Origin of the sequence: Hydrogenophaga sp. ZJX-1, from assembly GCF_048590325.1 — a bacterium.
Taxonomy (GTDB): Bacteria; Pseudomonadota; Gammaproteobacteria; order Burkholderiales; family Burkholderiaceae_C; genus Hydrogenophaga.
Genome location: NZ_JBMBRA010000003.1, coordinates 347014 through 361295, shown reverse-complemented (window position 1 = coordinate 361295; position 14282 = coordinate 347014). Strand labels below are relative to the sequence as shown.

Sequence of the window (14282 nt, the reverse complement as noted above, 5' to 3'; positions counted from 1 at the left end):
GCGATGTCCATCAACGAATCCGACCAAACCACCACCGACTGGCCCGGCAGCGGGTCAGATGTGCCCACGCTGCCCGTTGGCCGCCTGGTTTATGCGAGTGTGTGTCTGGTGCAGGAGGCGGTGCTGGACGAGATGCGCCGCATTCGCGACCATGCGTTGGTAAACAACGGGCCTCAGGGCATTCGTGTGGCGCTGCTGTACATGAGCGGCTGGTTCGTCGAATGGATGGAAGGACCGGAAGGCGCGATCCAGGCGCTGCTGCAACGCGTGGCGCAGGATTCACGGCATCAGGGGATCAAGGTGATTCACCGCAGCGTGGGTCGGCCCCGGTTGTTCCGTCCCTGGATCGGCGCCATCGTGCAGACACCCGAACGGCCCGATGCCTTTGGCATGCGTGTGTTCGAGCAGCTGGACCGGTTCGAGTCGGGCCAGGTGGTGGACCCGGCCAGCGTGTGGCTGGCGCTCTGCTCGCCGGCCGTGACCGCCATGCCGACGCCCTTGGGCCAGTACCCCCGGATCATGCTGCTGTCGGCGCGAGGCGCCCGGGCGTTCGACCTGATCACCTGGCTGGCGAGCGTGCATCAGCAGCCCCTGGTGCGGCGCCGCTTCGCTGGCGCTGCCGACGATGCCCACGACGTGGAGAGCGACTACCTCGACCTGCCTGCACACGGGCAGCAGGGTCTGCGGCTGATCGCGAATGCCCGCAAAGGGCTGGCGATGGGCATGACACACGCATTCCTGCCCGACTACACGGCCGTGGTGGTATTGCTCGACCAGGATGCGACCGCCAACCAGCGCATCGTTGACCGGGTGCTCGCGGCCTGCCGCCAGGTGCACCATTTGCCGACCATCGTGGGGCTGGGAACGCCAGCGGAACTGACCACCGATCTGATGGAGCAGGTCGAGCGCCAGGGGCTGGCCTGGTGCACGGCCCGCACCCGCACGGGCCAGCCCGAGCTGGGGGACTACTGGGGGGCCTTGCTGCCAGCGCTGAACGCGCTGGAGTGAATGGGCCCACCCCCATCGCTTGTTCGCTGCGCGTAACCGCTCCGCCCCTCAAGGGGCTTTGCTCCTGGCCCGGCGGAGCCGGTTCCACCGCGTTCTGGGTTAGGCACCTCGTTTCGGCAAAACCCTCAAGCGGCCTTGGGAAACGTTCCTGGCAGCAGGATGCTCTGGTCCACGTTCTGGATGTTGGTGTGGCCGCAGAAGGCCATGGTGATGTCGAGTTCCTTGTGGATGATCTCCAGCGCTTTCAACACGCCTTCTTCACCCATGGCACCCAGGCCGTAGACCATGGCGCGGCCGATCATGGTGCCGCGTGCACCCAGGGCCCAGGCCTTCAGGACGTCTTGCCCGCTGCGGATGCCACCGTCCATCCACACCTCGATCTGGTCACCCACCGCGGCCACGATGGCGGGCAGTGCTTCGATGCTGCTCGGCGCACCGTCCAGCTGGCGGCCGCCGTGGTTGCTGACCACGATGGCATCGGCCCCGCTGGCGACGGCCAGCTTGGCGTCTTCCACGTCCATGATGCCCTTCAGGATCAGCTTGCCGCCCCACTGCTGCTTCACCCAGGCCACGTCGGCCCAGTTCAGCGTCGGGTCGAACTGCTCGTTGGTCCAGGCCGCCAGCGAGCTCATGTCGCTCACGCCTTTGACGTGGCCCACCAGGTTGCGGAAGGTGTGGCGGCGCGTGCCCATCATGCCCAGCACCCAGCGCGGCTTGGTCGCGATGTTGAGCACATTGCCCAGCGACGGGATCACCGACGCGCGCATCTTGTTCTTCAAATCCTTGTGGCGCTGGCCGATCACCTGCAGGTCGAGCGTGAGCACCAGCGCGCTGCACTTGGCCACCTTGCAGCGCTCGATCATGCGGGCCATGGCCTCGCGGTCGCGCATCATGTAGAGCTGGAACCAGAACGGCGCGGTGGTGTGCTCGGCCACGTCTTCGATCGAGCAGATGCTCATGGTCGACAGCGTGAACGGGATGCCGAACCGTTCGCAGGCCTTGGCCGCCTTGATCTCGCCGTCGGCGCTCTGCATGCCCGTCAGCCCCACGGGCGCGATGCACACCGGCATCTTCACGGCCTGGCCCACCATCGTGGTGGCCGTCGTGCGGTTCTCCATGTTCACCGCCACGCGCTGGCGCAGCTTGATCTTCTGGAAATCGTCGCTGTTGGCGCGGTAGGTGCTCTCGGTCCACGAGCCGGAATCGGCGTAGTCGTAGAACATGCGCGGCACGCGTTTTTTGGCCAGCACGCGCAGGTCTTCGATGGTGGTGATCACGGTCATGGGGTTTGTCTCCGGGGTGGCGATGGGTGAACTGCCCGCGATGTTAGCGAGGCCGACCGGAAAAGGCTTGTGAAACCGGGACAGTGGGGTTTGAAATTTCTGATGCCCCAACCGGAGGATGTCGCCGTGCTGAACCGCCTTGGAGGCGTCAGGTGCCCGGCGTATCATGATTTGAGTGGGAGCCCACGCACCGGAGGAACGCCATGAAACACCGTTTTTCGAAGCACGCCGTTCAAGTCCTTCAACCCCTGGCGGCAGCCGCCACACTGGCGCTGGCGCCTGTGGTGGCGCAGGCGCAGACGGCGCCGACGCAGCTGTGGGTTGACCTGTCCACCTCCACCATGACCGGTATGCCCGAGATGTTGCAGGGCGGTGTTGGCGGCATGATCGGCGGACTCTTCGGCGGCGGTCGTGGCGGTGGCGGCTCGCAGACCTACGGCCACGCCAGCGGCCGTTTCATCCAGCAGGGCAGCGGACCAGGCCTGACGGGCGCCTTCCCGCCCAACCGCGTGATCGACCTCGCGCTCTACAACCCGCGCAAACCCGGCACCGAGGCGGCGCTCGCGATCCCGCCGACCATGGGCATGGGCGAGCAACTGCCGCTGGTGCCCCCCAGCCCGAGTTTCAAGGAGCCGGGTGACAGCGCTCCCGGCGAGGTGCCCGAGGTCAAGGGCCGCCTGCTGGTGTACTGGGGTTGCGGCGACAAGGTGCGCCCCGGCCAGCCCAAGGTGATCAACCTCGCCAGCAACCCGGCGCAGTGGGCGCCGGTGCTGGCCGGGCGGCACGCGCCCGAGCGTGCCGCCAAGGTGGGCGCGCAGCACGCGCTCTACCCCAACGAGAAGAACACCGTGAACCCGAAGGCAGACACCTCGCTGGTGGGTGAACACCAGGTGCACGGCGAGGGGGTGCCCGAGTCCATGCGCTTCCAGCTGGCCGAGCGGCAGGACCTCATGTCCGTCATCCGCCTGCAGAGCCAGGGGCAGCTCACGGAGAGCATCCAGCTGAGCTGGCTGACCGTGCCGCGCGCCCACGCCTACCACCTGCACGCCATGGGCGCGGTGGGGCAGGACATGGTGCTCTGGTCCAGCGCCGACAACGGCGACGCCGGGCTCGGCCTGTTCGACTACCTCCCCGAAAGCACCAGCGCCAAGTGGGTGAAAGACAAGGTGCTGCTGTCGCCGGGCACCACCGAGTGCGCCGTGCCGCAGGGCATCTTTGCGAGCCCGGGAGGCGAGGCGGGCGGTGCCATGTTGCGCATGATCGCCTACGGCCCCGAGAGCTACCTGAGCCACCCGGCACGCCCGGCCAATGCGCCCAAGTCCTGGCAGCCGGAGTGGACGGTGCGCGTGCGCACCAAGAGCCAGACCATGGCCATGCTGGGCATGGACATGGGGGGCATGGCCGGCGGCAGCGAGAGCAACAGCGCTCCCGCCGAGGCGCCGGAAGAAAAACCCTCGGGTCTGCCCGGCGCGGCCGGCAGCATCCTGCGCGGCATCTTCGGCCGCTGAACCGGCGGGCTGCGCTTCAACTGGTGGTGGTGGGCAGGGCCTGCGCCCGCTCGGCGCCCGACAGCGGTTCCAGCCAGCCCAGCTGCTGTTCCAGCACCGCCACGGTGGCTTCCGATGCATCGGCGCCGCGCGCCTGCCGCTCGGTGATGCGCGCGCGCAGCACGTCCACCGGCGCCTCGCAGGCGAGGATGTGAAACGGCACGCCCGCGCCCTGCGCCAGCGCCGCGAAATCGGCGCGCTCGGCCGCGCGCAGAAAGGCCGCATCCACCAGCACCGTCCAGCCGTCGGCGAGCAGCATGCGTGCGCGCGACAGCAGCGAGGCATAGGTGTCGACGTGGGCCTGCGGGCTGTAGAGTCCGGCGTTCAGGCCCGAACCGCTGGCCGCCAGCGCGCTCATGCCGTGCAGGCGCTTGCGCTCCACGTCGGAACGCAGGCGGATCGCGCGTCCGCTGGTCTCGGCGGCGAGCCAGCGGCTGGAGGCCCAGGTCTTGCCGCTGCCCGACAGGCCGTGGGTGATGAGCAGTTGCGGTGCGGGTGGGTGGGCGATGTCGCGCGCCAGCGCCAGGTAGCGCCGGGCTTCGGCCAGACACGCATCGGCTTCGGGCGAGGCGCCTGAGCCACCCAGCTGCTCCAGGCGTATCGCCGCCACCTTGGCGCGCACCCCGGCGCGGTAGCTGGCGAAGAAGGTCCACACGGTGTGCGAAGACACATCGCCGCTCGCATCGAGCCAGGCGCTCAGCAGCACGTTGGCCAGGCCGGGGCGGCCGTGGGCCAGCAGGTCCATCCAGACAAAGGCCATGTCGTTGGCCACGTCGATCCAGCGCAGCGCGTCGTTGAACTCGATGGCGTCGAAGGGCAGCACCTCGTCTTCAATCAGCACGAGGTTGGCCAGGTGCAGGTCGCCATGCCCCTCGCGCACGCGGCCCTTCTGCCGGCGCCGGGAGAGCAGCGGTTCGATGGCGTTGAAGCGCTGCTCGGTCCAGTCGCTCAGTTCGCGCACCAGGGTGGCGTCGGCGGGGTCGGTCATGGCCGTGCGCAGGGTGCTGAAGTTGTCGCGCGGCCAGCGCATGGCCGCGGTCGGGTGGCCCCAGGGGTCGCCGTTGCCGGCCACCGTGGCCCGGGCCTGAAACGCCGCCATGCGCCGCGCCAGCCCGCTCATGTGTTCGGGCGTCAGCGCGCCGCGCTCGCACAGATGGTCCAGCCGCGCCGCCTCGTCGAAGCGGCGCATCTGCACCGCGAACTCGATCGCCTGCCCCGCGTCGGTCGGGCCGGGCGCGCCCCAGCGCGGCTGCTCGGGCGTTCCCACGATGGGCAACACGCCCAGATAGAGCTGCGTCGCGGGCTGGTCCAGGTTCTGGAAGCGCCGGTTCACCCGGATCTCGGTCTCGCTGGCCTGGCGGCGCAGGGCCAGGGTGCTGAAATCCATGAAGGGAAAACGCACCGGCTTCTTGATCTTGTAGGCGAACTCCCCCGCCAGCAGCACCCAGGCGCCGTGCGTTTCCATCAGCTCCACGCGCTCCACGGGGTGCGGATAGAGGGCCGGGTCCAGCAGGGCTTGAATGAACGTGGGCAAGGGGGGCATGTCCGCCACTGTACGGCAGGCCGCAGCGCCGGGTGGCCGATGCGCGTCAGATGCCCCGCACCGTGGCGCACCATCGCCGACCCGGCGCGCCTATGTCCGGGCCGGCACGCTCGACGACAGATGCCGCACGACCCGGCGCGGGTCCGCCGCCATCCGGTCCAGTGACGTGTTCAGGCGCTCCAGCAGCAGGATCTCGTCAACCGGCTCGTCGGTCGTGTCGGCGGTGTCGGACAAGGTGGCCGACACCAGGCGAAAGCGCAGCGGCAGCCCGGCCGGCAGCGCAGGCACCCGCTCCAGCCCCTTGGCCACGATGTGCTGGGCCAGCAGCTTGAGCTCTTCGGGCCGCAACGGCCCTTCGACCAGCACCGCGAAGCGCGTGTCGGCGATGCGGGACACGGTGTCCACCTCGCGCACCACCGCCGACAGGCGCGAGGCGGCCACCACCAGCGCGCGGTCGCCGGCCTCGCGGCCCTCGCGGGCGACGATCTCGCCATGGTTGGTCAGCTCCACCAGCACCAGGCCGCACGGGTGGCCATAGCGCCGGGCGCGGCGCAGGGCGTCGCGCAGGCGCAGGTGGAGCACGGGCACGATGGTCAGGCCGGTCAGGGGTTCGGTGCTGTCGATGGCGCGCAGGCGGGCCCGGTTTTCGTTGAAATCCTTGGCGCGGCGGTGCAGGATGTACAGCAGCAGCGGGATCTCGATGGCCGAGCCGATCAGCACCGCGTACTGCGTGGCCCAGCTGTCGGGCAGGATGCCTGCGCTGCGCAGCGCGGGAAAGGGGTAGCCCAGGTGCACCGGCAGGAAGCCCAGCGCCATCCAGCCGGCGTAGGTCTCGCCCAGGCGCCAGGTCCAGATGCACAGGGAAAAACTCAGCAGGACCGACAGCAGGCCGTAGACATTGAGCACCAGGAAGGCCGTGGGGCTCATCCAAGCCACGTAGACCACGGCGTACAGCAGGCCAAACACCGACCAGCCCAGCACGAAGCGGTCCACCCCGCGGTGGTAGCGCGACACCGCGCAGACCTCGCGCACGAACCAGATGCCCGACGCCGTCAGCCAGAGCATGAACACGGCCGGCGCCACGTCGTTCCACCACGCCGAGTGGCGCCAGAAAAACAGGCCGCCGACACCGGTGAACGCGGCCTGGAATCCCAGCATGCAGGCCACGTAGCAGCAGTAGGCAATGAACACGCGGTCGGCGTAGAGGCGTGCGTGCACCCAGCCCAGGAAGAACACCAGCAGGCCAAAGCCGAGGTAGCCACCGATCATGAGGAAGGTCCAGTACCGCATGTCCTGCAGGCTGTTTTCGGTCAGCAGTTGCAGGCGCGGGCTGGTGGGCGCGGGGGCGTTCACCACCCGCAGCCAGACCGGGCCGGCGCCCTGGGGATCGAGGGCGAACACGGGGGTCTGGCCTGGGTGGTCCCACTGCGCCACTGGCAGGTGGTCGCCGGAGCGCTGTTCGCGCCAGGCGCCGTTGGGGTCACGGCTGTACAGGGATGCCTCGTCGGTGAAGGCCGCCGCGCTCAGCATCAGGTACCAGCGCTGACGGGCGTCCAGGCGGGGCGGATCCAGGCGCATCCACAGGGCGGTGCCGTCGAGCTTGAAGGCGCGGAATGTCGCCATGGGCTGAAAGCTGTCGGGCGGCAGCGCCACCACATCGGCGATGCCCTTGGTGCCCGACTCGTCCACCCAGAAATGGGTCTGCAGGGTGACGTCGCCTTCGCCCTCGGTGGCCCGTGCATGGCCGGACCACAGGGCCAGCCCCAGGCCCAGCAGCAGAACCACCACCGCCAGCACCTGGCGCACGACAGCCACGCAGCGATGCGCCGGGTGGGAGGGGATGGGGAGTCGATCCATGGGTGGCATCGTAAATACTTGTAACTCGCGAAGGAAATTCTTCATGAAACGACGGCGTTGGCCTCGGGAGCAGGCCGCCGTGCCGCGCCCTCACCCTGCGCAGGCAGCCAGTGCCCGGTGGTTGTCCAGCGGTCTTCCAGGCGGTTGAGCCAGCCCGGGGCGCCGGGGTCATCGCTCCAGGCCGCCACCGTGTCGGTCAGCGGGTTGAGCAACTGGTCGGGCAGACCCAGCGGACGGGTCTGGTCCAGCAGGAAGCGGGTCAGCAGGTGGTAGCCCACGATGCGGGTGAGCATCCGGGACAGCGAGAAGTCCGGCGAGAACAGCCGCACCACGGTGTCGATCAGGCGCACCAGCAACCGGCCCGCCCCGAACAGCAGCCGGGTGGGCCAGGACACGCGCTCGTCCACGCCGATCTCGCGCGCGGTGTCGGGTCCGATCAGCCAGCGCGTCAGCGGCACCGGGATGCCCCGGACCACCGGCAGGCGGATCGTGCGCTCCATGGTGTGCATGAGCGCACGGCCCAGGGCCGGCCGCGCGTCCGGGTTCACCGTCTGCCCACGCGCCTGCGCCTGGATGCGCTCGAACAGTGCGGCAGCTTCTTCCATGGTGTCGGCCATGAGCTCGCGCCGCACACCCAGCACGTGGCCCATCACGTTCCAGGCGTGCAGGTAGGCCTCTTCGTCCGCGCGCGGCAGGCCCAGGCCCAGCGTGCGCATGCCCTTGAGGAAGCTGTAGCTGAAGGTCAGCAACGTGTAGGCCAGCTCGATCTGGTTGCAGGGCAGTCCCTGGCGGTCCACGTCCCAGCCGTGCGACATCAGGGCCGCGTGCATGCCGGTGGGTGCGCCGGTCTGCAGCAGCGGCGCCACCGGGCCGCGCACCGCCTGCGGCTCACCGCGCAGGATCAGGTGGCGGATGGTGGCGTGGATCAGCCGCACCTTGAGCACCTGGGCCACGCCGGCGCCGCTGGCGTCCATCAGCCCGCCCTTCATCATCACCGGGAACACCATGGCCGCGGTCTGGCGGATGCGGTGCTCGGTGTGCTGCTCCAGCTGACCCGCGATGTGCAGCACCTCGGCCAGGTTGGGCAGCACATAACACTCGGGCAGGCTGGCGCAGAACAGCAGCGTGCACGACAGCGGGCCCTGCTCCATGAAGATGGCCTCGGCGCGCTCGACCTTGGCCGCGTCGGCCCAGTCGGGCAACGCGCGCCCTTCGTCCACATAGGCGCGCAACGCGGCCACCACCGCCGGATCGGCCGCCGCTGCGGCATCGCCCTGCCCCCAGTCGGCCAGGGCGCCGTTGCTGGTCCAGCCCGCCATGAGCCGGGTGGCCGCGGCAAGCCGGTCCGTGGCCGGGCCGGTGGCGCCGTCGGCGTCGGACCACGGCCCGATGAGCGCCGCCACGGTCTGGTCCGCCAGCGGGTCGGCCTGCAGCCCCATCGGCTCCAGCGGCACGCTGTGGACGGGCTGAGCCTGGTGTGCCTCGGTGTGGGCCGCAACCCAGTGCCGCCAGGCCACCCACGCGATCAGGGTGGGCATGCCCATGGCAAAAAAGGCGATGGCGCGGATTTCGATCGGATGGCCGAACAGCACCTGGAACACCAGGCCGCTGGCGTACAGCCCGATCGGCACCCAGGCCGCGAGCCGGGTCTGGCGCCCGATGGCCGGCACACGGCGGGGTGCGGCGAGCGCCTGGAACGCAGCGACGATCACAAAAGACACCAGCATCCAGCCCGCGAAACCCTGCAGCGTTTCACCAAACCAGCCGCCGTCGGGCTTCTCCATGATCCAGGCCTTGAGCACGTACACGAAGTACGGGTCGGCCCCCAGATCGAAGGTGGTCACGATCATCGCGGCCAGCCAGGCGGTGAGCGCGCCGCTCTTGAGCGTGGGCGCCGCGTGGACCGGCGTGCGCCACAGCATGAGGCTGGCCAGCACATAACCCACCAGGCACAGGGCCAGCCACATCAGCGGAATCGCCAGCGGCACATCGCCCAGCCGGGGGCCCAGCACGTCGGTGTAGGTGTAGCGGCCGAAGAACCAGCCACGGGACGAACCCATCTGCTCGGCGAACCAGCCCAGCCCCAGCGCCAGCACGGCCAGCACCCGGGCACCGCGGCCGCCCAGCAGCACGGCGGCGGACCACAGCGCGGCCCAGAACATGGCCACCGAGACGACCACCAGGCCGAGTGTGAGCAGCGGGTAGTTCAGCGCGGTGGTGAAAATGAGGCCCGCAGACAGCAGGCCGGGCAACAGGATTTGGAACAAGCGCGAACGCAGATGGGCCACAGGAACCTCCCAGAACATCGGTCACAGCCCCCTGCAGGCCTGCATTCTAGATAGCCCGCTCCGCGTTATCGTGGCGGCAACAAGTCACCACTGGAGACAAACCATGAACCTCGCCCACCTGCTGCAGCGCAAGGCCCTGGAACACCCGCAACGCCCCGCCATCTTCAGCGGCACCCATTGCGCGGCCACCTACCGCGAGTGGGCTCTGCGTTCGGCAAGAGTGGGTGCTCACCTTCTGGCTGCCGGCCTGGCGCCCGGCGACCGCGTCGTGCTCTTCATGCGCAACCATCCGCGCTACCTGGAGCTGATGTTCGGCGCCTGGTGGGCCGGGCTGGTGGTGGTGCCGGTCAACGCCAAGCTGCACCTGAAAGAAGTGCAGTGGATCGTGGAGAACTCGGCCGCGCGCTGGGCGTTCGTCACGTCGGACGTGGCGCCCGACCCGGCCGCGCTCTCGGGGCTGGACGGCGTGATGGACGCCGAATCCGCGGCCTGCACCGCCTGGCTGGAAGCCGGCGCCGGCCTGCCCGCCATCGAAGAACGCGCCCCCACCGACACCGCCTGGCTGTTCTACACCAGCGGCACCACCGGCCGCCCCAAGGGCGTGATGATCACGCACCGCAACCTCATGACCATGGGGCTCACCTACTTCAACGACGTGGACCCGGTCGATCAAGGCGACGCCATCGCCTACGCCGCGCCCATGTCGCACGGCGCCGGCATCTACGCCATCCCGCACCTCATGGCCGGCGCCCGCCACGTGGTGCCCGCCTCGGGCGGCTTCGACGCCGCCGAGCTGTTCGCGCTCGGCCGGCAGCTCGGCCCGCTCTCGCTGTTCGCCGCGCCGACCATCGTCAAACGCATCGTGGACGAGGCAGAAACGGCCGGCCTGTCGCCCGAACAGTGCGGCCAGAGTTTCAAGACCATCGTCTACGGCGGCGCGCCCATGTACGCGGCCGACATCCAGCGCGCCCTGCGGGTGATGGGCCCGCGCTTCGTGCAGATCTACGGCCAGGGCGAAAGTCCCATGGTCGGCAGCGCGCTCAGCCGCGCCCACCTGGCCGACGCCGGCCACCCGCGCCACGCCGAACGCCTCGCCTCCGTGGGCGTGGCGCAGACCCCCGTGCGCATCCGCGTCGCCGGGCCAGACGGCGAGCCGCTGCCGCCGGGCGAGGTGGGCGAGGTGCTGATCCAGGGCGACAGCGTCATGGCCGGCTACTGGCGCAACCCCGAAGCCACCGCCACCGCCATTCGCGACGGCTGGCTCTGGACCGGCGACATGGGCGCGCTCGACGCCGACGGCTTCCTGACCCTCAAGGACCGCAGCAAGGACCTCATCATCAGCGGCGGCAGCAACATCTACCCGCGCGAGGTGGAGGAGGTGCTGCTCACCGCCCCCGGCGTGGCCGAAGTGGCCGTGGTCGGCGCCCCCGACCCCGAGTGGGGCGAGATCGTGGTGGCCTTTGTGGTGCCGCTGGCAGGGGCGGCGCTGGATTCAAAAGCGCTCGACGCCTTCTGCCTCGACCAGATTGCGCGGTTCAAACGGCCCAAGCGCTATGAGATCGTGGACGCGCTGCCCAAGAACAACTACGGCAAGGTGTTGAAAACGGTGCTGCGCGAGCGGCTGTAGATTGGCAAGCGCGCGCGGGTCCCTTGATGAAGCTCAATCGTGCTGGCGTCTTGCGGTCTATAAGGAGGGCGGTGCGTGCGCCACATGCCGCGCCGGTGCCACCGATAGATACGCTGGCCTTGATTGAAAGACATCCGGCTTTTCAAACAGGAGGATCCACTGTGCAGACCAACGCAATCCCTCACTACGACATGTCGGTCAACACCACCGGCTGCTGCTTCAAGTTCAATCCCGACGGCTGGGATGCGCAGGAATTTCACTTTCGCGACAAACCGTTCGTGCGCGCCAAGACGCACAGCCTGATGCACATGCCCGTTGACATGGGCAGGGTGTTCTCGCGCGTGCAGAAGCACATGGAAGACGCGGGCGCTGTGGACGCGTCGAACACCATCGTGCTCTCGCGCGACACCTCCTCGTTCGCCGGAGAGCACTTGTTCGCGGTGTCGAAGGCGGTACCCGAAGAAGAGATGACCACGCTCTCGGGCGATTTCGTCACCAAGGTCTTTGAAGGCCCGTATCAAGAAGCCCGTCATTGGCACGAGGACATGGCTGAACTGGTTCGCGCCCGCGGTGTCGAGCCGAAATCGATCTGGTTTTTCTACACCACCTGCCCCAAATGCGCGAAGGCCTACGGGAAGAACTACGTGGTGGGTGTGGCCGAGGTTTGACTGATTGCTTTGCTGAGTACGGGGCAAAGGGCAAGACCTGACCTCGTTGCTAGTTAGTGCTAAGACCTCTCATTGCGGGTAATGAAAGTCGTGGCCTCGAAGACCAAGCTGCCCGCTCACATAATTTTGTAACTTAAACGTCTGGCCCTCCACTTAAATGAATTTTTTCACCAAGATAGTAAAGACCCCAACCAGTCACAGTTAACATTTGCGATAAGAATAACACATAGAAGCCAATGAATATCAAATCAAGAAACGAAACAAAAAATGGAGGCGTCATCGACTTCACTACAGGAGCCAAAGTGACGGCTATTGCTGAAAATAATGTCAGCAAAAAGCTGAGGGCAGTGAGATAGGCAAACATGGAGCTCAAGAACAGCCGCCTGCTTAACTCTAGTTCCTTTGTCAAAACCCCCTCAACAAGGAATTTCATTTTTGGAGGTTTCCCGGGCATTGCTTTAAGCATATCGCGCCCACCAAAAGTTGCAACGATTGCAAGTGCAGCTGTATAAAATCCAGGAAGATTTTGGATCAATCCTTGGATTTTTCCTACGAGGCCATTGATGCCCCACACATCAGCGTCATGGGGTGTGGGGAGTCCGAAATAAACCACTGCAATTGGAATGCACCAAATAAACCCGGAAAGAACTGCGAAGAAGCCAGGTATGTACCAGTTGATCCAAGTGAATATTGGATCTTCATGCTTTATTGATAGGTAGGAAAAAGGTCGAAGCAGTAGTTTTAGCATCGAATCTCCTTGGTTTCAGTGCGCTATATTAGATCGCGCATTTTTGAAACTATATCTTGGGATATTTCAGTTTGATGGTCGTAATGAGGATTGTCTAGGGCAATAGTTTCGGATCTGGTAAACGCTTTTTCTAATTGAGATGCATCAAAAGTCTTATCCCGAACCTCACCGCTTGAAGTTCCATTGTCCAAATATTCAACTCGGATTTTGCTGGCATCAAACTTTCGTTTCCCTTTTGCAACTTTTACAATTCTTTGTATTAAAGGGATGTCGACAGTAGCAGATCGTAGATCGATGTGCATGGCCATTCTATCAACATTGCATCGAACAGTGCTGTCGAAAGCTTGATTTCCTAGGTCAATAAGATTGAGTCCCACTATTTTTCCAGACTTTATGATGTCAACAAGCAAGCCGTTCGGCATTGCATTAAATGAAAACCGGTGGTTTACTTCATAAGTTCTTGCGCTGCTATCCTCATTTAGGAGATTTGTTACAAGGGGCAGCACTCTCATTTTTTGTATTGAAGGCAGAAATTTGGCAGCTTTGTAGCTTGTGTTAAATAGTGAGACGATTTTTGCTGGCGGTATGCTGGCTCCAGTTGTTAGAAGCATTTTTGCAGTAGTTAAATTTGGTGTCATCTTTATCAAAACATGAGATGACACTTCGACATCCTCATCGGCAGCTTTATTTCCGAGTCGTCTGGTTTTCGTGGTTCTTTTTCTATATGCAACGTCAGATCTTTCAGGGTCTGGTTTATTTAGCAGTAATACGATCTCATTTTTACTTCCGTCGAACGAAATGCGCGTAACTTCTATGGGTGTCTTTCCACATTTAATTTCGACGCCTTGCTTGATGGTTGGTAGTAGCTTCGAAAGCAATAGCTCCATCGATATCTGCGGTGCTACAGGTATTTCATTGTCCATGGGAAGCGTGTGTACATTTAGTTCAAAAAAGTGAACGGATCGACTATCAATTTTCATAAATTTCCTCTAAAGATATGCTCTCGGCTGGTGATGGATTTGGCTGAGTCTTGCTTTTGCTCTTCGATCAAGACTATTGACGATAATTTCCTTGTGCTCCGTCCTGTGTCATCGTCATAAACCGACTGAACGGGTCTTCCCTGTAATCCGCAAACGGCCCGCATTCCACAAACCCGAACCGCCGGTACATCGCCATCGCCGGTTCAAACGCCGGCGTGCTGCCGGTTTCCAGGCTCACCCGCGCATAGCCGCGCTGGCGCGCGAGGGCGAGCAGCTCGGTGAGGATGGCTTGGGCGGCCCCTTGCCGAAGGTGGCGCGCGCTGGTGCGCATGGATTTGAGTTCGCCGTGCCCGCCTTCCGTGGCGGTGGTGGGCGCCAGTTCCTTGATGGCGCCCATGGCGAGCAGTTCGCCTTCAGCGTCGCCGGGTGAACCAGAAGGCGCGCGGCGCCAGGCGGTCAGGAACGTGATCTCCGGCCGGCGCAGGCCGTCGAGGTCCAGCGCGAACACACACTCGGGCGGTGACTCGGCGCGCATGCCGGCGAGGTGCTCTTCCAGCAGGGCGATCACCTGCGGGTGCGTGAGTTCGCGGTCGGTGCGGATGTGGAACGGGCGCGGCCGGGCGTCGTTCATGTGGCTTCCCTCCCCGGGTGGCGTTTTTGTGAGTGGCCTGTGGCTCTGCGGCCATTGTGTACGGTTTGTTACCAGAGTGGCAAGCGACACGAACGGGGCGGG

At 65.4% G+C, this 14282-nt stretch carries 11 protein-coding genes; 4 read left to right on the top strand and 7 right to left on the bottom strand.

Translation table 11 applies throughout. The annotated features are described in order from the left end of the window. Positions 1-3: 3 nt before the first annotated feature. Complete coding sequence (locus ACN5W5_RS10500; protein ID WP_420048478.1) at positions 4-1008, top strand: BLUF domain-containing protein; 1005 nt, start codon at positions 4-6, stop codon at positions 1006-1008. A gap of 125 nt (positions 1009-1133) precedes the next feature. On the opposite strand, the gene ACN5W5_RS10495 is transcribed toward ACN5W5_RS10500, so the two are convergent. Then, positions 1134-2291, bottom strand: a complete 1158-nt coding sequence (locus ACN5W5_RS10495) for an alpha-hydroxy acid oxidase (protein ID WP_420048477.1) — start codon at positions 2289-2291, stop codon at positions 1134-1136. Positions 2292-2494: 203 nt separating this feature from the next. Here ACN5W5_RS10495 and ACN5W5_RS10490 point away from each other — a divergent pair, with 203 nt between their 5' ends. After that, a complete protein-coding gene (locus tag ACN5W5_RS10490) occupies positions 2495-3799 on the top strand; it encodes a hypothetical protein (protein WP_420048476.1) in 1305 nt (434 codons plus the stop codon). A 16-nt stretch (positions 3800-3815) separates the two neighbouring features. Here the strand turns inward: ACN5W5_RS10490 and ACN5W5_RS10485 are convergent, their stop codons facing one another. The 3 genes from ACN5W5_RS10485 to ACN5W5_RS10475 form a co-directional block, all read right to left on the bottom strand. Then, positions 3816-5372: an AAA family ATPase gene (locus ACN5W5_RS10485; protein ID WP_420048475.1), complete on the bottom strand. Its 1557-nt coding sequence runs from the start codon at positions 5370-5372 to the stop codon at positions 3816-3818. A gap of 99 nt (positions 5373-5471) precedes the next feature. Beyond that, positions 5472-7238, bottom strand: coding sequence for a sensor domain-containing diguanylate cyclase (locus ACN5W5_RS10480; RefSeq protein ID WP_420048474.1), 1767 nt, complete (start codon positions 7236-7238; stop codon positions 5472-5474). Between the two features lie 41 nt (positions 7239-7279). Beyond that, positions 7280-9505: a carotenoid biosynthesis protein gene (locus ACN5W5_RS10475; RefSeq protein ID WP_420048473.1), complete on the bottom strand. Its 2226-nt coding sequence runs from the start codon at positions 9503-9505 to the stop codon at positions 7280-7282. Between the two features lie 124 nt (positions 9506-9629). On the opposite strand from ACN5W5_RS10475, the gene ACN5W5_RS10470 reads away from it, so the two are divergent. Further along, positions 9630-11153 (top strand): AMP-binding protein, encoded by a 1524-nt coding sequence (locus tag ACN5W5_RS10470; protein WP_420048472.1) that lies wholly within the window; start codon positions 9630-9632, stop codon positions 11151-11153. Positions 11154-11179: 26 nt separating this feature from the next. After that, on the top strand, positions 11180-11821 hold the full coding sequence (locus ACN5W5_RS10465; protein ID WP_420048471.1) for a hydrolase: 642 nt from the start codon (positions 11180-11182) through the stop codon (positions 11819-11821). 133 nt (positions 11822-11954) lie between these two features. Here the strand turns inward: ACN5W5_RS10465 and ACN5W5_RS10460 are convergent, their stop codons facing one another. From ACN5W5_RS10460 to ACN5W5_RS10450, 3 genes are all read right to left on the bottom strand, one after another. Further along, a complete protein-coding gene (locus tag ACN5W5_RS10460; RefSeq protein WP_420048470.1) occupies positions 11955-12569 on the bottom strand; it encodes a hypothetical protein in 615 nt (204 codons plus the stop codon). 23 nt (positions 12570-12592) lie between these two features. Continuing rightward, the gene (locus ACN5W5_RS10455; protein WP_420048469.1) at positions 12593-13549 is read right to left on the bottom strand and encodes a hypothetical protein; all 957 of its coding nucleotides are present in this window, start codon (positions 13547-13549) and stop codon (positions 12593-12595) included. A gap of 73 nt (positions 13550-13622) precedes the next feature. Continuing rightward, on the bottom strand, positions 13623-14180 hold the full coding sequence (locus tag ACN5W5_RS10450; RefSeq protein WP_420048468.1) for a GNAT family N-acetyltransferase: 558 nt from the start codon (positions 14178-14180) through the stop codon (positions 13623-13625). Positions 14181-14282 lie beyond the last annotated feature (102 nt).

What these genes read in the sequence shown, in the direction of transcription:
- ACN5W5_RS10500 (WP_420048478.1), top strand. Translation starts at nt 4, where the DNA reads ATGTCCATCAACGAATCCGACCAAACCACCACCGACTGGCCCGGCAGC.
- ACN5W5_RS10495 (WP_420048477.1), bottom strand. Translation starts at nt 2,291, where the DNA reads ATGACCGTGATCACCACCATCGAAGACCTGCGCGTGCTGGCCAAAAAA.
- ACN5W5_RS10490 (WP_420048476.1), top strand. Translation starts at nt 2,495, where the DNA reads ATGAAACACCGTTTTTCGAAGCACGCCGTTCAAGTCCTTCAACCCCTG.
- ACN5W5_RS10480 (WP_420048474.1), bottom strand. Translation starts at nt 7,238, where the DNA reads ATGGATCGACTCCCCATCCCCTCCCACCCGGCGCATCGCTGCGTGGCT.
- ACN5W5_RS10470 (WP_420048472.1), top strand. Translation starts at nt 9,630, where the DNA reads ATGAACCTCGCCCACCTGCTGCAGCGCAAGGCCCTGGAACACCCGCAA.
- ACN5W5_RS10465 (WP_420048471.1), top strand. Translation starts at nt 11,180, where the DNA reads ATGAAGCTCAATCGTGCTGGCGTCTTGCGGTCTATAAGGAGGGCGGTG.
- ACN5W5_RS10460 (WP_420048470.1), bottom strand. Translation starts at nt 12,569, where the DNA reads ATGCTAAAACTACTGCTTCGACCTTTTTCCTACCTATCAATAAAGCAT.
- ACN5W5_RS10455 (WP_420048469.1), bottom strand. Translation starts at nt 13,549, where the DNA reads ATGAAAATTGATAGTCGATCCGTTCACTTTTTTGAACTAAATGTACAC.
- ACN5W5_RS10450 (WP_420048468.1), bottom strand. Translation starts at nt 14,180, where the DNA reads ATGAACGACGCCCGGCCGCGCCCGTTCCACATCCGCACCGACCGCGAA.